The sequence below is a fragment of the Chitinophaga sp. YR573 genome, from assembly GCF_900110995.1.
Lineage (GTDB): Bacteria > Bacteroidota > Bacteroidia > Chitinophagales > Chitinophagaceae > Chitinophaga.
This window is the reverse complement of sequence record NZ_FOJF01000001.1, coordinates 1,321,009-1,340,701: the sequence shown is the minus strand read 5'-3', so window position 1 is coordinate 1,340,701 and position 19,693 is coordinate 1,321,009. Positions and strand designations below refer to the sequence as shown.

At 43.4% G+C, this 19,693-nt stretch carries 18 protein-coding genes; 3 read left to right on the top strand and 15 right to left on the bottom strand.

Translation table 11 applies throughout. The features are described from left to right. Positions 1 to 65 precede the first annotated feature (65 nt). From BMW86_RS05620 to ubiE, 6 genes are all read right to left on the bottom strand, one after another. A complete protein-coding gene (locus tag BMW86_RS05620; RefSeq protein ID WP_177189163.1) occupies positions 66 to 449 on the bottom strand; it encodes a hypothetical protein in 384 nt (127 codons plus the stop codon). A 98-nt stretch (positions 450 to 547) separates the two neighbouring features. Next, on the bottom strand, positions 548 to 2,089 hold the full coding sequence (locus BMW86_RS05615) for a YifB family Mg chelatase-like AAA ATPase (RefSeq protein ID WP_089779772.1): 1,542 nt from the start codon (positions 2,087 to 2,089) through the stop codon (positions 548 to 550). A 22-nt stretch (positions 2,090 to 2,111) separates the two neighbouring features. Then, complete coding sequence (locus BMW86_RS05610) at positions 2,112 to 3,440, bottom strand: MutS-related protein (RefSeq protein WP_089779770.1); 1,329 nt, start codon at positions 3,438 to 3,440, stop codon at positions 2,112 to 2,114. Positions 3,441 to 3,492: 52 nt separating this feature from the next. After that, positions 3,493 to 4,839 carry a dihydroorotase gene (locus tag BMW86_RS05605; protein WP_089779768.1) on the bottom strand — a complete coding sequence of 449 codons (1,347 nt, stop codon included), beginning with the start codon at positions 4,837 to 4,839 and terminating at the stop codon, positions 3,493 to 3,495. Positions 4,840 to 4,869: 30 nt separating this feature from the next. Further along, entirely contained in the window at positions 4,870 to 5,559 is a 690-nt protein-coding gene (locus BMW86_RS05600) for a type IX secretion/gliding motility protein PorT/SprT (RefSeq protein ID WP_255372856.1), read from the bottom strand. Continuing rightward, a complete protein-coding gene (gene ubiE, locus BMW86_RS05595; protein ID WP_089779764.1) occupies positions 5,544 to 6,278 on the bottom strand; it encodes a bifunctional demethylmenaquinone methyltransferase/2-methoxy-6-polyprenyl-1,4-benzoquinol methylase UbiE in 735 nt (244 codons plus the stop codon). Before ubiE ends, BMW86_RS05600 begins: the two co-directional genes overlap by 16 nt. Positions 6,279 to 6,384: 106 nt before the next feature. Between ubiE and yihA the strand changes: the two genes are divergently transcribed. After that, positions 6,385 to 6,993, top strand: coding sequence for a ribosome biogenesis GTP-binding protein YihA/YsxC (gene yihA, locus BMW86_RS05590; protein ID WP_089779762.1), 609 nt, complete (start codon positions 6,385 to 6,387; stop codon positions 6,991 to 6,993). On the opposite strand, the gene BMW86_RS05585 is transcribed toward yihA, so the two are convergent. The 8 genes from BMW86_RS05585 to BMW86_RS05550 all read right to left on the bottom strand — a co-directional run bounded on the left by BMW86_RS05585 (position 6,990) and on the right by BMW86_RS05550 (position 15,538). Beyond that, the gene (locus BMW86_RS05585) at positions 6,990 to 7,379 is read right to left on the bottom strand and encodes a hypothetical protein (RefSeq protein WP_089779761.1); all 390 of its coding nucleotides are present in this window, start codon (positions 7,377 to 7,379) and stop codon (positions 6,990 to 6,992) included. The genes yihA and BMW86_RS05585 overlap by 4 nt on opposite strands. 140 nt (positions 7,380 to 7,519) lie before the next feature. After that, a complete protein-coding gene (locus tag BMW86_RS05580) occupies positions 7,520 to 7,993 on the bottom strand; it encodes a ribonuclease H-like YkuK family protein (RefSeq protein ID WP_089783572.1) in 474 nt (157 codons plus the stop codon). Positions 7,994 to 8,105: 112 nt separating this feature from the next. Next, positions 8,106 to 8,474 carry a CoA-binding protein gene (locus BMW86_RS05575; RefSeq protein WP_089779759.1) on the bottom strand — a complete coding sequence of 123 codons (369 nt, stop codon included), beginning with the start codon at positions 8,472 to 8,474 and terminating at the stop codon, positions 8,106 to 8,108. 195 nt (positions 8,475 to 8,669) lie between these two features. Further along, entirely contained in the window at positions 8,670 to 9,176 is a 507-nt protein-coding gene (locus BMW86_RS05570) for a GbsR/MarR family transcriptional regulator (RefSeq protein WP_089779757.1), read from the bottom strand. A 52-nt stretch (positions 9,177 to 9,228) separates the two neighbouring features. Further along, positions 9,229 to 9,618: a VOC family protein gene (locus BMW86_RS05565; RefSeq protein WP_089779755.1), complete on the bottom strand. Its 390-nt coding sequence runs from the start codon at positions 9,616 to 9,618 to the stop codon at positions 9,229 to 9,231. A gap of 146 nt (positions 9,619 to 9,764) precedes the next feature. Next, complete coding sequence (locus BMW86_RS05560; protein WP_089779753.1) at positions 9,765 to 11,396, bottom strand: pyruvate dehydrogenase complex dihydrolipoamide acetyltransferase; 1,632 nt, start codon at positions 11,394 to 11,396, stop codon at positions 9,765 to 9,767. 87 nt (positions 11,397 to 11,483) lie between these two features. Further along, complete coding sequence (locus BMW86_RS05555; protein ID WP_089779751.1) at positions 11,484 to 13,373, bottom strand: DNA polymerase III subunit gamma/tau; 1,890 nt, start codon at positions 13,371 to 13,373, stop codon at positions 11,484 to 11,486. A gap of 62 nt (positions 13,374 to 13,435) precedes the next feature. Beyond that, the gene (locus BMW86_RS05550; protein ID WP_089779749.1) at positions 13,436 to 15,538 is read right to left on the bottom strand and encodes a M48 family metalloprotease; all 2,103 of its coding nucleotides are present in this window, start codon (positions 15,536 to 15,538) and stop codon (positions 13,436 to 13,438) included. Positions 15,539 to 15,785: 247 nt separating this feature from the next. Here BMW86_RS05550 and BMW86_RS05545 point away from each other — a divergent pair, with 247 nt between their 5' ends. Next, a complete protein-coding gene (locus BMW86_RS05545) occupies positions 15,786 to 17,120 on the top strand; it encodes an ATP-binding response regulator (RefSeq protein WP_177189162.1) in 1,335 nt (444 codons plus the stop codon). Between the two features lie 31 nt (positions 17,121 to 17,151). Here BMW86_RS05545 and BMW86_RS05540 read toward each other — a convergent pair whose 3' ends face one another. Further along, complete coding sequence (locus tag BMW86_RS05540; RefSeq protein WP_089783571.1) at positions 17,152 to 18,315, bottom strand: hypothetical protein; 1,164 nt, start codon at positions 18,313 to 18,315, stop codon at positions 17,152 to 17,154. Between the two features lie 123 nt (positions 18,316 to 18,438). On the opposite strand from BMW86_RS05540, the gene BMW86_RS05535 reads away from it, so the two are divergent. Then, positions 18,439 to 19,689 (top strand): efflux RND transporter periplasmic adaptor subunit, encoded by a 1,251-nt coding sequence (locus BMW86_RS05535; RefSeq protein WP_089779746.1) that lies wholly within the window; start codon positions 18,439 to 18,441, stop codon positions 19,687 to 19,689. Positions 19,690 to 19,693 lie beyond the last annotated feature (4 nt).

Genomic DNA, 19,693 nt, shown 5'->3' with positions numbered 1-19,693 from the left:
ATGGCTCATAAAGAGAAACCTACTATTTTATAGGATGCGGTTTTTAATACCTGCACAGGCAGGTATTAAAAACCGCTTGTATAATCATTAATCAACCATTTATTTCCAACCTTTTTCAGGTTAAACACTATGGCAACATTAAAAGCCCCCTGGTTGTTGGTTGCAATAATTTTGGCTGTTTCAGCTGAAACCTTTTCTTCTGTAAAATGATAAATCTTTTTGTTATTGACGTATTTAGCTCTTTCAGATGGTGTCATACTGTCCGAAGCTTTTTTAATATTTTGTAATGATTTAAGGTTGTTGTCATTCAGGATAAGCAATTTTTTTGCCTTAACATGATCAAAGTTGTCAATAGCAGAAAGGTATTCCTTTGCCACATTTACAGGACTTGTCTGTGCATCGCAATTTGTTATTAATAGTGTAAAACAAAATAGGATTAGATACTTCATGTTGCTATTATTAATCTGTGAATGACATGAAAATACTTAATTTTTTATCTGCTTTTTGTTGAATGTTTCTGATAGTTATTCAACTGCGTGGTAATCAACTATCCCCACCAATTCTCCCTGTCTAAACTCCTGTATTGTATAGCCTCCGCAATATGCATAGGCTGTATATTTTCTTCGGCAGCTAAATCCGCTATAGTACGGCTTACTTTTAATATCCTATCGTAAGCTCTGGCGGATAGTTTCAGCTTATTCATAGCGTTTCGTAATAAGGTCCCTGAGGGAGTATCCAGTTTGCAATATATATTCATCAATTTTGTACTCATCTGTGCATTGCAATGGATACCCGTATGCGCTACAAATCTTTGTATCTGTATTTCCCTTGCTTCAATTACCCTTTGGCGGATGACTTCACTGGATTCTCCTGTAGTGTGTTCTAAGAGGGAATTTACCGGTACCGGTGTTACTTCTATCTGCAAATCTATTCTATCCATTAAAGGTCCGGAGACTTTGTTTAGATAACGTTGTACCATGCCCGGTGGACAGGTACATTCCTTCTCAGGATGGTTAAAATAGCCACAAGGGCAGGGGTTCATAGAAGCTATAAGCATAAAGCCTGCGGGGAAGTCTACAGACATTTTAGCCCTGGAAATGGTGACTTTACGTTCTTCAATAGGTTGCCGCATTACTTCTAATGCTTTACGGCGGAACTCCGGGAGTTCGTCCAAGAATAATACACCATTGTGTGCGAGGGATATTTCTCCTGGCTGGGGAATCGTTCCACCACCTACCAATGCTGTATCACTGATAGTATGGTGTGGAGAACGGAAAGGCCGTTGTGTAATTAAAGAAGCATGCACAGGTAATTTACCCGCCACCGAATGGATCTTAGTCGTTTCCAGCGCTTCCTGTAAACTTAAGGGAGGTAATATAGTACAAAGTCTTTTGGCCAGCATCGTTTTACCTGCGCCGGGAGGGCCTATTAATAAAGCATTATGCCCACCTGCAGCAGATATTTCCATCGCACGTTTGATGGTATACTGCCCTTTTACATCGTTGAAGTCTATATCAAAATGATGCTGGGTTGAGAAGAATTCCTCGCGTGTATTCACTTGTATGGGTTGTAAAGTACCCGGTTCCTGGAAGAAGGTGATCACTTCGCGAAGATGTGTAACGCCATATACGTTCAGGTTATTCACCATAGCAGCTTCGCGGGCGTTCTGCGCTGGTAATATAAGTCCTTTAAAACCTTCCTGCCTGGCTTGTATGGCCATAGGCAAAGCACCACGTACGGGCAGGATAGTTCCATCAAGAGATAATTCACCCATGATAGTATAATGCTGTAACTGCTCGCCATTAATTTGCCCTGAAGCGGCAATTAAACAAAGGGCAATGGGAAGATCATAAGCAGAACCGGCTTTGCGGATATCTGCCGGAGCCATATTCACGACAGTTCTGAAGCGGGGGAAACGGTAACCTAAATTAGTAATAGCAGATTCTATACGCCGTTCACTTTCTTTAACAGCATTGTCAGGTAACCCGACGATATAGAACTTAGTGCCTTTAGGTGCTACATTTATTTCAATGACAATGGAAATGGCTTCTACGCCCTGAACGGCGCTGCCAAAGGTTTTAACAATCATGGATGAAAATTATCCTACTAAGTTATTTGATCTCTTTCAAAAGATCTAAAACTTTTTCTCTCTTCAATATCAAATAGCCAATCTTCTCTTTTGCAATACCATCTTTCAACTGGTAAGTAAAATAAAGATTATCATCTATCACTTCTGATTCAAAATATTTAAACCGGATATTAGGAGCTTTCTCTAATTCATCTGCAATTTCATACAAATGTGTGGATAAGATAAACAGGCAACTGGTACTCTGTAATAACCCGTTAATCACCGCCAGAGAACAGTTCCGGGCATCTTCCACATTAGTGCCTTTGAACATTTCATCTATCAGCACCAGCCATTTTCTGTTATCAGTTATCTTAACAATCGTATTCTTGATACGCTGTACTTCGTTATAAAAATAACTCTCTCCCTTAAAGATATTATCTGTAACAGAGATATTACTGAAGATACCGTTAAAAAAACTGAGACGCATACTTTGAGCCGGTACCCCCATGCCTATATGAGCAAGGAATACTGCCACACCAACCGCTTTAATAAAGGTCGTTTTACCCGCCATATTCGCGCCTGTCAAAAACAGAAAATGAGATTGTGGTTTTAACGCGATATCATAGGATACTGGTTTGGGTAAAATAATATGATACAGTCTTTCTAATTCAATAAAAGGTTTAGGCTGATCATCAAAAACAGGGAACTGTAAATTGAAGTGCCGCACAGCTTTCGCCATGGCATAAAAGGCATCCAGTTTACGATAGATATCCAGTAACTCGGAAATCGTTTTACGATGTTTTTTACGGATATAATGATCATAACGGAGGATCTGCACAAAGGAGATAGTACCCTGTTCATCAGCAGCAATGATGTCGTTGAATTCTTTCTGATATAACAGGTGATGTGCCCTGTCTAGCAAGTGCTTTAACACCTTCGGTGTCTGATCTGTATTAAATCCGCGAACCAGTCCGCGGAAACCTTTCAGGAGATGCAGTAACTGTGTAAAGGAAAACTGGATAAAGCCATAATCAGGCGCATACATTGTGCGGGTAAGTACAGCACTTACCATTAAAGAAATGCCTTCAGGATTACTGATAGGCGCAATCTGTGCTTCCAGGTAATTCTCCATCACCACGATAGTACCGTTGGTGATTTCCACCGGCCAGCTATCTTCCTGTTCGAGTATATATTGCAAAGCCTGCTGCCTGTTCTGAATAGATGGGATGTCGCGAAGAGGCGTACCATACAGTTGCCTCAAATAATCTCTCCCACCCGTGGTAGTGGTAAAGTCCAGCTTATGAAAAAGCGAGAACTCTTCTTCACGGTTAAAGATAGAGAGATCATAGTAGGTCGTTTTATCCAATTCCATGCACAGGTATATTTTATTTTGATATAGATGTAGAAAACCGCAGTTTCCATAATTAACGGTTGAACAGCAAACGCTGCCCTTTCACCGATTCATGGAAGGTACCGTTCTCATAGGCCAGATGGCCATTTACAAAAGTATGTGTAACAGCAGCAGGGAATGTATGTTCTTCAAAAGGCGACCATCCGCATTTGTAGTGCACATTGCTTTTATCTACCATAGTAGCCTGTTGGAGATCTACAATCACACAATCAGCAAAATAGCCTTCCCTGAGATATCCCCTGTCTTTGATCTGGAAGCAGATAGCAGGAGCATGGCTCATTTTCTCTACTGTTTTTTCTATAGAGATATTACCCAGTGCTACATGTTCCAGCATCATCAGCAGACTATGCTGCACCAAAGGAACACCAGACGGCGCCTGTAAATAAGGCTGCTGTTTTTCTTCCCAGGTATGCGGGGCATGGTCGGTAGCAATGATGTCCAGACGGTCATCCAGCAGTCCCTTCCAGAGGCCGTGTTTGTTATGTTCTGCTTTGATGGCAGGATTACATTTTATGAGGTTGCCATAACGGGCATAATCGTCTGCGGTGAAGTAAAGGTGATGTACACATACTTCTGCGGTAATACGTTTCTCTGCTAAGGGAAGCATATTGCTGAACAGTTGCAATTCCTTTTCTGTGGAGATATGCAGGATGTGCAGGCGCGAGTTATGTTTCTTGGCAAACTGGATAGCTACCAGGGATGATTCGAAACAGGCTTCTTCATTACGGATCAGCGGGTGATAGGCCACGGTAAGATTATCAGCCCCTACTTCCTGTTTGTATTTCTCCATATTGGCCTTGATAATCTTCTCTTCTTCACAGTGGGTAGCGATGAGCAGCTCACTGCCGGAGAAAATGCGTTCCAGTGTAATGAAATTGTCTACCAGCATATTACCGGTGGAAGATCCCATAAAGATCTTTACACCACAGATGCGGTCTTTCTTTTCATTTGTTCTCAGTACTTCTTCAGTATTATCATTGGCCACACCCATAAAGAAGGAGTAGTTGGCTAATGAATGCTGGGAAGCGATGACATATTTATCTTCCAGTAATTGCTGGGTGAGGGCAGCAGGGTTTGTATTAGGCATTTCCATAAAACTGGTAGTACCACCGGCTACGGCTGCACGGGCTTCCGTATAGATGTTGGCTTTATGGGTAAGACCCGGCTCGCGGAAATGTACCTGGTCGTCTATGACGCCCGGCAGCAGGTGTTTACCTTCCCCGTTAATTTCGGTGTATTGTTCTGTGACCTGTAGCTGAGGAGCTATCTTTTCAATGCGGTCGTTCCTGATGTATACGTCCTGTACCGTGGTTTGTCCTTCATTTACCACGGATATATTACGGATTAAGTAGTTCTGCATAGCCGCAAAGATAATAAACTGTCGTTTATACTATCCTTCCAGGTGTATAGAAAACACGAGCATGCGGGATTGCAGTTTATCGATGACATTAGAGTAGCGCAGGTTGGGGTCTTTCACATGTACATTACCCAAACCATTACTGATTTTGAATTCGGGAGAGAAGATAAAGCTGGGGAAATAGAACTCGAAGCCTGCTCCCAGTTCATAACCATAATCGCCTGCTCTGATCTTAACGAGTTCTTCCGCACGGCGGGCCCTGGCATTGGAAGCAAGGTCATAGTCGTACTTCAGACCGGCAATGGTGTATACACGCATGTTACCGATACGGTCCGACTTAAACTTTATCTGTATAGGAAAACTGATGAGGATGGACTCAATGTTTTTGGTTGTTTCCCGGTATGGATAGTTCTCTTTATAGAAGAGGTTTTTGGACGCAAATAACAGCTGAGGATTGAGACGAAGGTCAAAAAACTCACTCAGACGTACGTTGCCCAGCAGACCCAGGTTAAATCCAAAGGTTTTTAATGGTTCTGCCACTACGATAGAATCCTGTTTCAGGAAGATATCATCATGAAACAACTTAAAGTTGGAGTTATTCCCGGCGAGGGTAATACCAAAATAATAGGGTTTGGCATCGTGTTCTTCCATATTCATCTGGTATTGTGCTTTCGCACCACCTGAATTCCATAGGATGATGAATAGTACTAGCGGGATGCGCAATAAATAGAGCTGATGCCGAATGTAAGTTTTTTGCATGTTACTGCTTGGAAACCGGTATTAGTTAAAATATTACACATTTCTTTACCCTGTGGGAATGCTTTTACTGATGCCGGCAGATAACTATATGCTGCTTCGCTTCGTGCAATCCATTTCCCTATCAGAGGTGTAATATAGCGAAAATACAAATTATATAATTGTTTAATGGGAAAAACAGTGGGATTAGAAAATTCCAGTATCACTAATTTACCCCCCGGCTTCAGTACACGTAACATTTCTGACAGTCCTTTTTCCAGGTGTTCAAAGTTCCTCACGCCAAACGCCACCGTTATGGCATCAAACGTCTGGTCGGGAAAACTTATTGTTTCGCTGTCCCCCAATTCAAGGGTTATTTTATCGGAGAGGCCCAGCTTATTGATCTTTTCGCGGCCATGGGAGAGCATCCCTTCGGAGATGTCTATACCCGTAACACTATTGGGTTGCAGCATTTTATGAGCCATAATGGCAAAATCCCCGGTCCCGGTTGCCACATCCAGCATCTTTTTTGGCTGCAGATCTTTTAATTTCCTCAATGCTTTTTTACGCCACTGGATATCTATCCCCATGGACATAAAATGGTTCAAAAAGTCGTAGCGGTAAGCAATGTCATTGAACATTTCCGCTATTTGTTCCTTCTTGCTTAAATTTGACGTAGCAAATGGCACTATCTTCTTATCTGACATAGCCCGCAAAGTTAGGGTGTAAATATGATAATGTGAGGGGGATAAGAAGTACTTTTGTATTTTAAAACATTCGGCGGTCCCGGGACCGCGAACTATAAGCAAGAATATGATTATTAAATCAGCAGAATATCTTATCAGCAATGTGGAATATGACAAGTGCCCGCCGGCTACGCTGCCGGAATATGCCTTTATAGGCCGTTCCAATGTGGGAAAATCGTCTCTGATAAATATGCTGACCAACCACGAGAAGCTGGCCAAAACATCCGGTACTCCGGGTAAAACACAGTTAATCAATCACTTTGTGATCAATAAGGACTGGTATATCGTCGATTTACCTGGTTATGGCTTTGCCAAAGTAAGCCAGGCACAGCGTAAGAAATGGGAGAGGATGATAGAAGATTATCTGCGTAAACGTGAGAACCTCGTGAACGTATTTGTATTGATAGACAGCCGTCATACACCTCAGCAATTAGACCTGGACTTTGTTAACCAACTGGGTGAGTGGCGTGTTCCTTTCAGCCTGGTATTTACCAAAGCAGATAAGAGCACACAGCTGAATGTGAGCCGTAATGTAAAAGCCTTCCTCAATAAGTTAAAGGAAACCTGGGAGTTTTTGCCTGCCAACTACGTTACCAGTACTGAAAAGAAAATGGGAAGGGATAAGATCCTGACTTTTATTGATGAAATGAATATGCAGTTCAGGGCGATAGCCTAATAACGGGTATATACTTCTCCAAACATATCTGCACCATCCATCTGTTGCATGAAGAGTGTATCATGGCTGATAGCAACGGAATAATTGATGGTCTGCTGCTGATCTTTTATCCTGACACAGGGTTGGTTATTGTACATTACAACAGTGTATGGAAGTGATGAAACCATAGTATCATGCTCATATTTCCATTCTATAACTTTATCAAATTTTGTAATGGAGAGCCTTCCCGGAGCGAGTTTGGAGCCCCTTCCTGTAAATCCTCCTGTATAGTATTCCAGTTTCCAGCTACCCTTTAATTTATCGCGCAGCGTTTTTATATTTTCCTTTTTACATTGAGAAGCTGAGCAGAGCAGAAACAGTAATACGGTACAGATACGGATATACATGAAGTGGATTTGTCGTTAAAACGGGGATGGCCTTTTTAATGTTACAAATACTGCAAAAAGAGGAAAGTTAAGGGGGATAAATTCCTATGGATGTGCAAAGCACGTCCAAAAAGGGGGGTAATAGTAAGGTTAACAGCCTTTTAGTTCACCATCTTATCTGCACAGCAGCTGCTGGCAAATGCATCCGGTTTGGCTTTAAAGGCGAATCCCATTCCCAGTATATAACCCATTGCTTCGCGTAAAGCCAGGTTACTTTTAAACTGAGGATTGGTGTTAATGTCTGCATGTACTTCCATGTCTACATCGTAGTCGGTGAACATGTCACAGAGTTCGTAAGCGATCTCAATGCTTTTGGCCACTTCAATGAGCATACGCTCTTTAATGGAATAAACATCTTTGGTTTTTTCATTGTGAATGAACATGAAACCTCCATGTCCCTCGCGCAGAAAAACGATCACTGTAGCAAATTCCGTGTCAGCACCTTTTACCTGTGAGTCTGTGCCAATACATACTTTCAGGTGAAAACCCTTACCGGTTTCCCGGATAATGGCTTCACGCACTTCTTCCTTAATGGGCAAATGAATTGGTTCGCCGTTGAATCTTCTCCATTTCATCATTGTATATATGATTAGAGTGAATAGGCTCCGCAGTTACATTAATGCCTGTCTGATAGTAATGCCCGTCTTATGAATCTGGTATATCCGAATATACAAAATATTCAGATAACTAGTATTGTCCGGTGCTCAGCATCACCAGCGTACATGCTTCCACGGGCTCTATCCCTTTACTTTCTGCCTGTTCTGCCAGTTCATCATTCTCTGTACCGGGGTTGAAGATGATTCTTTTGGGATGCAGCCGGAAGATATAATCGTAGTATTCCTTCTGTAATCCGGGATTCATATACAACGTTACCGTATCTACATTTTCGGGAAGAGGATGATCTTTTGTGATGGGAGTATCGCCTATTTGTCCGTCTTTTTTACCGATAGCCAGTACGGGATGTCCTTTGGCTACCAACCGGTTTACTGCCAGGTAACTATACCTGTTCGGGTTAGGAGAGGCACCCAATACCACCGTTAGTTTCTTATCGCTCATAATCTTTGTTTTAAATTAAGCAGGGCCGACAAGTGCCGGCCCCGCATCCTTCAATCTTAAAACACAAACATTAAACCAGAAACGCTAAAGAAGCTGATACCGCCTCCTTGGCAGCTGGGCTATGATATTTTCGAGCGCCTGTTGTATATGATTCAGAACTTTCAATAAATACTGAAATATATAGGCAAAAAAAAGCTATTTGAATAGCTTCAGCAGGGTAGAGTAGAACCAGCTTTCTTCAGATTTAATGAAGGTGCTGATCGTTTTCTCTGTCTGATGAGCGAATTTGTTGATATTCTGGATAGAGTCTTTAAAGGCTTTGACATGTTTGTCTTTGGTATCGCCTTCTACTTCCTGTAACTGGTTGAGTGTTTTGATGATAGGGTCCAGTTCCCGACGTTTTCTTTCACGGGCGATGTCGGTGGCAACTTTCCAGATATCTTTCTCTGCGCTGAAGTATTCTTTCCGTTCACCGGGAATCAGCACTCTTTCTACCAGTCCCCAGTTGATCAGTTCCCGCACGTTCATATTGGTATTACCGCGGGAGATATTGAGTTCCGCCATAATATCCTCTGCACTTAAAGGATCGGGCATAATCATTAGCAACGCGTGGATCTGGGCCATTGTGCGGTTAATACCCCACTGAGCACCCAGGGAACCCCAGGTTTGAATAAATTGTGCCTTTGCCTCTGTTAACTTCATGACACAAAGATATACATAGTTACTGAACTTTCAAAAGTATTTGAAAGTATGCTTAATGCATAGAGTGGAGGGCGACCCTGTTGTTGTCTGTATCATAGATGATAGCGAAGTAGCCAAGTTCCTGTTCTTCGGATACGGGGCGCTTGCCGAGTTCTATTTTACCTCCTGCATCTTCTACACGGTTTAGTACAGTGATAAGGTCATTGCCGGCGTGCAGGTATATTAATGTGCCACGCTGGCTGGGGAGGTATTCTACTCCCTGTACGATAGCGCCGCCTGCGCCGCCGTTCTGATGATCATAAAGGAAGAAGCCCATTCGTTTGTAACCTGTGTTACTTTCAGGCATTTCATAATCAAAAATTTGGCTGTAGAATTTCCTTGCCCTGTCAAAATCATGTACAGGGATTTCGAACCAGTTTAATGCATTCTTAGGAATTTCCATATGTGGTATTATTATGGGGCTACCTAAATTTAAATAATTATATGGCAAATCCCAAATACTCAAGGTGCAATAACATCCTATAAACAAAACAGGCATTCCGTTTAAAACGAAATGCCTGTTATTATAATGATAAGATAGTTTAAAGACTATACCAGCATAGTTACCGGGTTCTCCAGGTAACCTTTCAGTGTAGCCAGGAAGCGTGCGCCTACTGCTCCGTCCACGCTACGGTGGTCACAGCTGAGGGTTAACTTCATGATGTTCACTGCTTTGAACTGACCCTTTTCAGAGATGACAGTTTCCTTGATATTACCTACCGCCAGGATTGCAGAATCCGGAGGATTGATGATAGCGGTGAATTCGTCGATACCTAACATACCCAGGTTGGAAACGGTAAAGGTATTACCGGAGAAATCCTGTGGTTGCAGTTTCTTGTTCTTCGCTTTATCATACAGGTCTTTTGCTTCACCAGCAATCTGGCTCAGGGTTTTCTGATCTGCAAAACGAACAACCGGAACGATCAGACCTTCTTCGATAGCTACAGCGGAACCGATATGAATATGATGGTTCTGACGGATGAAATCACCATACCAGCTGCTGTTAACAGCAGGATGCTGACGCAGTGCCAAAGCAGATGCTTTGATCACCATATCATTGAAGGAGATTTTAACCGGAGAGATTTCATTGATTGATTTACGGGCTTCCATGGCTTTCTCCATGTTCACATCTATTTTCAGGTAGAAGTGAGGTGCCGAGAATTTGCTTTCGCTGAGGCGTTTGGCAATTACCTTACGCATCTGTGTCAGCGGAATATCAGTAAAGCCTTCCTGTCCGGCTGGCACGAATGCTGCTGCTTTCGCTGCTGGCGCTCCGGCTGCCTTGGCAGGCTGCTGTGCAGGCGCTGCTGCTGGTACATAATTGTCAACGTCTTTCTTGATGATCCTGCCGCTGTCGCCGGAACCGGTTACCTGTTTGATATCGATACCCTTTTCTTCTGCCAGTTTCTTGGCAAGAGGAGAGGCTTTGATACGGCCGTTATCTGAAGAAGATGCTTCAGGAGTAGCAGTAGGGGCTGCAGATGCTACCGGAGTAGCCTGCTTTTCTTCTGCTTTCGCTGCCGGAGCTGCAGGTTTGCCTTCAGCAGCCAGTATAGCATCTATATTTGTTCCTTTTTTACCTACGATAGCGATGATACCATTTACTTTGGCTGCATCTCCTTCTTTCACACCTACATACAGCAATTCACCGTCTGCATAACCGATCACTTCCATAGTCGCCTTATCGGTTTCTACTTCTGCCAGCACATCATCACTCTTCACGGTATCACCCACTTTCTTGTTCCAGGCAATGATCTTACCTTCTGTCATCGTATCACTCAGCAATGGCATACGGATAACGGTAGCGTTTTTCAGCGCTTCCGCTGCTGCGCCATTATCTGCAACAGGTGCAGCTGCAGCAGGCTTAGCTTCTTCCTTTGCAGGAGCAGCAGCTGCCGGTGCATTATTATTACCGCCTTCCAGCAAAGACTTATAGTCCTCACCTGGCTTACCTACAATAGCTATTATTCCATTTACTTTAGCAGCCTTACCTTTCTCCACACCGATATATAAAAGTGTACCCTCAACATATCCCATTACTTCCATGGTGGCCTTATCAGTTTCCACCTCAGCAATTACATCGTCTGCTTTTACGGTATCTCCTACCTTTTTATGCCATTCCGCGATCACCCCTTCAGTCATTGTGTCACTCAAAAGGGGCATTCTGATAACTTCTGCCATAGTCTTTTTCCAAATTTTGCTCAAACCTACAAAAGAAATGCGAATTGTAAAAGTCGGATTGCGGAAGATGTCCTTCCGGTATCCTTATTAAAAATCAAGTTCAAGATTAAGTCTGTCCTTCAGCTCTTTTATCAGCGGGTAACTTTCCGTCATCTTTTGAAATTGTTCCCGGCTGGAAAGTGGGGCAGGGCCTATATCCACGGCTTGCTGAGTTTCATCCAGCAGCAGGGTCAGCACAATGCCCAGGTTATGGAATTTGTCTTTGAAAAAGGCTGAAATAGCCAGCTTTTCTTCTTCCATAAAACGGAACTGCACAATATTACGGCTGGTAATCGCTATTTCTTCAGGAGCAGGCAGTGTAATAGCTGCTAACTGAAGATTGCTCACAACTGTCATTTTGTTAGCCTGCCGGAAGCGATCGATGAATTCTTCCCAGTAAACGTGTAAAGCGCCTAATGTGATAGGGATTGCTTGTTTTACCGGGCCAGTCTGTTGTTTTGCTGCCAGTGCTTCCTTCATGGCGGCGAGGCCGGTCATTTTAGGTTGCGGGGTAGTGGGCTTGGTAGAAGTAGCCACAGGTATCGTGCCATTTGCTGCCAGCGCTTCCTTCATAGAAGTAAGTCCGCCTGTTTTAGGCTGAGGTACACCAGTATTAGTAGTATTAACTACTGGAGTAGTAGGCACCGTCTTCACCGGTTCCGGCGTCTCTATCGTCAGCCTCGCTTCATTAGCAGCAATAGACGCTGAAGTAGCTGGTTGTCCGGCAGTTGCCTTTGGCGCTAATGTCGCAAAAGGAGCTCTCAGGCGCTGGGGCACTGCCCCATCAGCTACTAATTTTTTTTTTACTACCTCACCGGTCTGCTCATCACTCACTAAAGTTACTGCCTGTTGCAGGTAACACAGTTTTATCAGCGCCATCTCCACATGCAGGCGTTTATTACGCGCCATGCGGTAGTTGATCTCCGTTTCGTTCAGCAGGTGCAGAGCTGTGATCAGGTAAGAAGGACTCACCTTGCCAGACATCTGCCGGTAGCGGTCTTTCAGATTACCTGATACTTCTACCAGGTGCATCACCTTTTCTTCCTTGCACATCAGCAGGTTACGCAGAAATTCTGCCCAGCCATTCAGGAAATTATCTCCTTCAAATCCTTTTTGCAGAATTTCGTCAAAGATCAGCAGGGCAGTAGCTACATCCTGTACCATCACAGCTTCCATTACTTTAAAGAAGTAATCATAGTCGAGGATGTTCAGGTGTTCCAGTGTATTGGAATAGGTAAGATGTCCGCCTGTAAAGCTGACGATCTTATCCAGTGTACTCAGGGAGTCACGCATACAGCCGTCTGTTTTCTGGGCTACCAGGTGCAGGGCGTCTGTTTCGGCTTCAATATTTTCTTTCTGACAGATCTCCAGCAGGTGATCTACCGTATCCTGAATAGTAATACGTTTAAAATCAAAGATCTGACAACGACTGAGGATAGTTGGCAGGATCTTATGCTTTTCTGTGGTCGCCAGGATAAAGATGGCGTAAGGAGGCGGTTCTTCCAGCGTTTTCAGGAACGCGTTAAAAGCGGAAGAACTGAGCATATGTACCTCATCTATAATATAGATTTTGTACTTGCCTGCCTGCGGAGCAAAACGTACCTGCTCCACCAGGGTACGGATATCATCTACAGAGTTGTTAGACGCCGCATCCAGCTCGTGAATATTAAAAGAACTGCCTTCATTGAATGATGTACAGGAATGACACTGATTACAGGCTTCCCCATCAGGCTGAAGGTTCTCACAATTAATGGTTTTGGCCAATATACGCGCACAGGTGGTTTTACCTACCCCTCTCGGACCGCAAAACAAAAAGGCATGTGCCAGCTGGTTATTGCGGATAGCATTCTTGAGGGTGGTGGTAATATGTGCTTGTCCTACTACGGTAGAAAAATTCTGTGGGCGGTATTTACGGGCAGAAACTATAAAATTCTCCATATGTCTTCTTCATTCGCAAGGCCGAAAGTACAGAAAATTGTCCATAGGCGATAGCCCAAAAACTATGGAGAGGTTGGCAGCATCATCTCCAGTAACTCCTTTTTCATCAGCAGAACACTGTTATTAAAATGTTCCAGTACCCCGGAAATGATGGCATGTACATGCTGTATTTCTATATTTACCGGTTCATTTTCCAGCAGATAAACATAATCGTAAGATAAAAAGTGACCGATCTGCTCATCTAACACAGGCTCCCAGTGGGCAGCAATAAGATTATCATTGGAATATTGACCCAGGAAACCCTGTAATTCCTTGCTGGCGGCTCTTAACTGGTCAAAATAGGGGAGCGACTTTTTAACACTGATACCACCGGAACCAAAAATATAAGTAATGCTTTCCATGATCTTCGCCGCAATATTACTTAGCCAGGTTGCCTGGTCTTCATAGAGATGTACTAAATTATACTGCTCCAGCAGCCGGGGAGCTTTATCATTGGCCCAGGTATAATGATAACAAAAGGCCAACTGATCGTTTTCCCTCAACCATTCACCATCCAGCTCAATTGCTTTCTGTAAACCAGGCAGTTGTGTCCGGACTTGTGACACAGGATATTGTATTCCCTGAAATTCAAAAAACTTCACTTTGATATCACCATCTGCTATCGCCTGCAGGGTTTCCGCATCCTGCCGGTTCATAAAGTAACGACGTATACGCTGACTGTTCTCAGGATTATACAATGCATAAAATGAGAGCTTGTCCATTACGTCATCCGGCAGTCTTACCGGATTGCTGATAGTTGGAAAGGGCCTGTTATCATAGTATTCATGAAAATTCCGGGGCAGTGCAAAGATCACCTGTTTTGTTTCCATGTCTGAAATGAACTCATCAACAGTATATAAATCGCATAACCCGGAATCCGGAACTTCCAGCTCATAAATAAGGGCAGACATAGCTTCCTGTAGTTGTTCCGCATTATTGAACAGCGACCAGGCGCTGCCATGAACAGTCTGGGAGGGGATGTCTGCTGCCAGGTACCTGCGTTCCCTCTCTTCCCGGGTAGGGTGAGTAGCCCACTGGTCACCTAACTTTATCTGGCTGGTTAAGATAGTCCTGAAGTAGTCGTCCGTAATCACCGGAAACTGGTCTTCATCCAATGGCACATTGTTCCGGATAGCATAATGGCGAATCATAGCCAGATGTGCTTCATAGATATTGAAGAACTTCAGCTGATCTTCTGCCAGTTCAGGCAGTTGCTGCAAACAGTTCGCAAAACAGAAAATGCTCATTTCCGTTCTGCGCATGGTGGATACAGCGGTTTGTGTACCGCATACAGACAATGCCACAGCATCTGCATGAAATTCCATTTCCCTGCGCAGCTTCATATACTGGCGGTTCAGCAACGTATACATTTTACGCAGCAGGTACTGGATCCCATTGGCTAAATACACCGTAACCCTGGAAAAGAAGATATTCAACAGCCCGAAGCCCGACCAGCGCGTGATGGCTGTATTCCAGTTGTCGTTTTCATATAATATATTATGGGCCACTTTGTTGAGAGAGTATACATAACTGCCTACGGCCATGCTACGCTGGGTAAAATGACCGAATTCGTGTGCCAGGGCCATCCTGAACTCGCTGATATTCAAACTGTTTACCAGTCCCATACCTATCTCCAGGTTTTTACCGGAAGGCCAGAACATGCTCAAAAAGCTGGAATTATAGAAAACACCTGCATTTACGTCCGGTACAAGGAATACCCGTTTAGGAAACCGGGTTTTTGTTTCAAGCGCCAGCTGGTGAATGAATGCAAATAATCCGGGATGCTCTTCTGCAAAAATTTCCATCCGGTAAGGGTTGGCAGGTTTTTGCCTGCTGAACAGGAACTTTACCAGGAATATCACCAGCATTATACCCAGGATCATCATGGCAATACCTACTGGTATTGCGATATGACGGGCATAATCAGGCATGCGGATAATCATTAATACGCCTCCTGCAATACAACCTGCAGCCAGTATAACCGCAAGCGATAGTAATACACAGTAAGCCATAAAAAACAGCAACACACCTATCACCATTTTAATCATCTGCTTTCTTAAAAAAGCAGTCGTTTGTATATAGGACTCCTCTGCTGGGTTGGCACCGGCAGGATACACGTTGGACATAGTTATTATCTGGTTTGCATCGAACAGAAACAAAAAGAGGTTAAATATAATTCTATTTTAGCAGGGATGTATCTGTAAATTGACTATAACAAAAGGGTAAAAAGTTTTCTATCTCATCAGTTTTGTATAATTTAGTTGTAGTTATCATTTTGATAATCAACAAACTTCATCAATCATCCACCAGCTTTAGTACGTTTGTTATGCTTGATAAGGAGCACTAATGTTTTTTTAACTTCAAATGCTTGTAATGTTTCAGTTGATTGTTATTAAAATAATCACATTAATGTTAGCCCAGGTGCAGGTGGCTTTAGGCATAGTAGTACTGTGTTTGTTCTCATTGCTGTTACTGGCATTGCTGCGTATCAGGAGGATGAAGAAAACATTGTTGCAGAAAGATGAAATAATCGCTCAGCAATTACAGTCACGCGTAGACATTCTTACCAATATTAACCAGGAAATACGTACCCCGTTGAATGCTATCGTTGGCTTCGCGGAACAACTGTCGCACAGCTCCCTGGAAAAAGATCAGCGGGAACTACTCAAAACCGTTGAGAATGCAGGGAATATGCTGATGAAGATGGTGAATAACGTGCAGGACCTCAGTAAGCTGGAGAAGAACGAACTACAACTGGAACAACAGCCTTTTTCCCTCTATCATACTTTTACCGTCGTTACTACTATACTGCGGATGCAGGCTTCCCGCAAACAACTGGAACTGAATGCCATTTATGAAGGTAACCGGCAGATACAGATAACAGGGGATGAAGCCCGGCTGAAACAGATCCTTACTAACCTGGGTGAGAATGCTATCCGTTATACAGACAGTGGCATTGTTAGCCTCAGAATGCAGGTAGATAAGACGCTGGATGAGAAAGCTGCTGTCAGCATCGTGGTGAATGATACCGGCAGAGGGATTCCTGCTACAACACTTCCTTTTATATTCGAACATTTTTCCCGGAGACGGGTGCCTTATGTTGCTGCTGTGAATGGGGCCGGACTGGGGCTGGCCATTACCAAAGGTCTGCTGGAGCTACATAACGGGAATATCCATATCAGCAGCATTGAAGGTGCCGGCAGTACGGTATCCTGTAACATTCATTACAGGGTGGTGCCTGCAAGGCAAACGATACTGATTACACAACGTGAGGTGGAAGAGATGACGGGCGACTTTATGGAGGGCCGGTATGTGCTGGTGGCAGACGATCAGGAAATGAACCTGGTACTGATAGAAAAGATACTCACCCGCTGGAAATGCCGGTTTGATAAGGCCGTTGACGGTAAAGCTGCTTATGACCTGTTTTGTGCAAACAATTACGACATGGTGCTGCTGGATTTGCAGATGCCCCGTATGAGTGGTATAGAAGTAGTGAAAAGAATCAGGACTGATAAAGATTCTCTGAAAGCAAATGTTCCAGTACTGGCTTTAACGGCAGATACTACCCTGCCGGATAATGATGCGTTCCTGGAAGTAGGCTTTGACGATTACCTGCTAAAACCTTTCAGAGAAAGAGATATTTATAATGTGATCATCCGGCATCTGCCCCGTAATAACGAACAGGTGATAGAATCTGTTAAAAAATAAAAGCCGGCTTCTACAGAAACCGGCTTTTATTTTAACCTAATATCGGATGTCTCTTAAACTCTTTCGTTCTGTCAAAAAGGAACCTGTAAGTAGTTAGTTTACGGCTGCGCTTTGTTCCCAGGTTTTCCGCAATATTCATCATCTTAGGATTAAAATCTCCTATCCACTGCATCTCATACTCTGTATAAGGCAGTTTATGCTGAATGATCTTTGCTCCTTCCACAATCATGAAAGTATCTGCTCCTTTCCCCTGAAACTCCGGTACCACACCAAATACAATCCCTACAAATTTCTTGGAAGCACCTATCTTCTTCAGCCAGAGGAACTGTAATTTCTGTAACAGCCCGAACTTCCCGTTCATATGTTTAAAGAACTGGTTGAGTTCAGGAAGATTCAGCCAGCAGCCTATCGGTTCATCATTATAATACAGGAACCACACGATCCTTTCATCCATTGCCGGAGCCATGGTCTTAAAGATCAGGTAAGCCTGCTGTTTGGTCATGTCTTTACCACCACCATGTTTAGACCAGGCTTTGTTATAAACGGTGCAGAAGTCTTCTGCATATTTTGCCAGGTGTTTCTTATCGATGTATTTAGCTACATAACCAGGGTCCTGGGCCAGCTTTGCATGCCGCTCGATAAATTTAGGCTGCAGGTTATGGTCTACCCGGGTAGCATAACAGATCTGGTGAAAGAATACCTGGAAACCATATGTTTCAAATAATTGCTGATAATAAGGAGGATTATAGTTCATGCAATAGAGCGGTTCGTAAAAACCTTCTACCAGTAATCCCCACCAGCGGTCACGCTCCCCGAAGTTAATAGGACCATCCATGGCGCCCATACCTCTTTCTTCCAGCCATGCTTTGGCCGCATCCAGCAGGAAGTTGGCAGCAGTCTGGTCATTGATACAATCAAAGAAGCCCACACCACCGGTTGGTTGCTCATCTCCTTTGGTTTTATATTTTTTATTCACAAAGGCGGCTATACGCCCTATCAGTTCTCCTTTTTCATTTTTCAGCAACCAGCGGATGACCTCTCCGTTACGGAATGCTTTATTTTTCTCAGGATCAAAAACCATTTTTATATCCCTATCCAGAGGACGTATCCATCCCGGAAACTGCTTGTTGATAGTAACATGCACTTCCAGAAACTGTTTTGCTGTCTGTTCATTATTAACGATTACCAGTTCCATAGGCTCATTTATAAATGTAAAAATAATGTTTGTCCAATGTTTTAACATTTATTTTTCAAATAGACGTATACTTTTATGTCGTTACTGTACTCAACCTGATATCCATAAATCCATTATACCGTTATGTTCAAAAACAGAAGGTGGCTCTGGTTAGCCCTTGTGATTCCTATTGCTATAATACTTTATTTTTTCCTGGTCAATAAAACGACAGATAGCAGTATCTCCGCCAAAGTGCGCAAAGGCAGTTTCCGTGACGTAGTGAATAACTCCGGGGAATTGCAGGCAGAAAATACCGTGTATATCTCCGCGCCTGCTGATCTGCAATCCAACCAGATTTATGAGGAGATTAAGATCCAGGACATGGCGGCGGAAGGTTCCCATGTAAAACAAGGGGAGTACATTGCTACCCTAGATCCTGCCATTGTGAATAAAAAGATAGGGGATATGCAGCTGGCATTGGAGAAAGGGAACTCCACTATCGTACAAACATCTTTGGATACCGCACTCACTCTCAGAGATGCACGTGATCAGATGGCCAACCTGCAATTTCAGATGGAACAGAAAAAGCTGGCGCTGGACCTGAGTAAATACGAACCACCGGCTACTATCCGCCAGGCAGAAATAGACCTGGAGAAATCACAGCGCGACCTGGTGCAGATGAAGGAGAACTACAAAATCAAGCAACAGCAGGCTGCCAGCAAAATATATGCGGCTAACCGGGATGTAGAAGTCCTGCATACGGCTATTGGTAAACTGGAAGACCTGAGAAACCGCTTTGTGATCAAAGCACCTACGAACGGACTACTGGTATATATTAATGACTGGGCCAGTGGTGGTAAGAAAAAATCCGGCTCTGTGGTCCGCTCCTGGGACCCCCGTGTAGCCATGTTACCAGACCTCTCCTCTATGTTATCAAAAGTATTTATCAACGAAGTTGATATCAGCAAAATACATAAAGACCAGAAAGTGACGATGGGACTGGATGCCTTTCCGGAAGTAAAGATGGAAGGGGTAGTGAAAACAGTGGCGAACATAGGTGAAACCCGTCCGGGTGCTACCGCTAAAGTATTTGAGGTGAATATCAAACTAAATAAAGTTGATTCTATCCTCAAACCGGGTATGACTACTTCCAATAACATCTTGATCAATGAAATACCCAATAAACTGATCATCCCGTTAGAAGCTGTTTTTGCTGAAGGCAAGACAAGTTTCGTGTACCTGAAAAAAGGGAACGGTATCGACAAACAGGAAGTGAAACTGGGTAAGTCAAATGATGAGGAAGTAATTGTTGAAAAAGGATTGGCAGAAGGAGATGTAGTGTATCTGTCTTTACCTGAAAAGGAGAAAGACAGGAAAATAACGATGTTAAAATAATCTC

Coding starts and splice junctions, on each gene's coding strand:
- BMW86_RS05610 (WP_089779770.1), bottom strand. CDS start 3,440: ATGGAATTGGATAAAACGACCTACTATGATCTCTCTATCTTTAACCGT.
- BMW86_RS05535 (WP_089779746.1), top strand. CDS start 18,439: ATGTTCAAAAACAGAAGGTGGCTCTGGTTAGCCCTTGTGATTCCTATT.
- BMW86_RS05605 (WP_089779768.1), bottom strand. CDS start 4,839: ATGCAGAACTACTTAATCCGTAATATATCCGTGGTAAATGAAGGACAA.
- BMW86_RS05540 (WP_089783571.1), bottom strand. CDS start 18,315: ATGGAACTGGTAATCGTTAATAATGAACAGACAGCAAAACAGTTTCTG.
- yihA (WP_089779762.1), top strand. CDS start 6,385: ATGATTATTAAATCAGCAGAATATCTTATCAGCAATGTGGAATATGAC.
- BMW86_RS05550 (WP_089779749.1), bottom strand. CDS start 15,538: ATGTCCAACGTGTATCCTGCCGGTGCCAACCCAGCAGAGGAGTCCTAT.
- BMW86_RS05615 (WP_089779772.1), bottom strand. CDS start 2,089: ATGATTGTTAAAACCTTTGGCAGCGCCGTTCAGGGCGTAGAAGCCATT.
- BMW86_RS05575 (WP_089779759.1), bottom strand. CDS start 8,474: ATGAGCGATAAGAAACTAACGGTGGTATTGGGTGCCTCTCCTAACCCG.
- BMW86_RS05560 (WP_089779753.1), bottom strand. CDS start 11,396: ATGGCAGAAGTTATCAGAATGCCCCTTTTGAGTGACACAATGACTGAA.
- ubiE (WP_089779764.1), bottom strand. CDS start 6,278: ATGTCAGATAAGAAGATAGTGCCATTTGCTACGTCAAATTTAAGCAAG.
- BMW86_RS05565 (WP_089779755.1), bottom strand. CDS start 9,618: ATGGAAATTCCTAAGAATGCATTAAACTGGTTCGAAATCCCTGTACAT.
- BMW86_RS05580 (WP_089783572.1), bottom strand. CDS start 7,993: ATGAAATGGAGAAGATTCAACGGCGAACCAATTCATTTGCCCATTAAG.
- BMW86_RS05570 (WP_089779757.1), bottom strand. CDS start 9,176: ATGAAGTTAACAGAGGCAAAGGCACAATTTATTCAAACCTGGGGTTCC.
- BMW86_RS05585 (WP_089779761.1), bottom strand. CDS start 7,379: ATGTATATCCGTATCTGTACCGTATTACTGTTTCTGCTCTGCTCAGCT.
- BMW86_RS05620 (WP_177189163.1), bottom strand. CDS start 449: ATGAAGTATCTAATCCTATTTTGTTTTACACTATTAATAACAAATTGC.
- BMW86_RS05555 (WP_089779751.1), bottom strand. CDS start 13,373: ATGGAGAATTTTATAGTTTCTGCCCGTAAATACCGCCCACAGAATTTT.
- BMW86_RS05545 (WP_177189162.1), top strand. CDS start 15,786: ATGTTTCAGTTGATTGTTATTAAAATAATCACATTAATGTTAGCCCAG.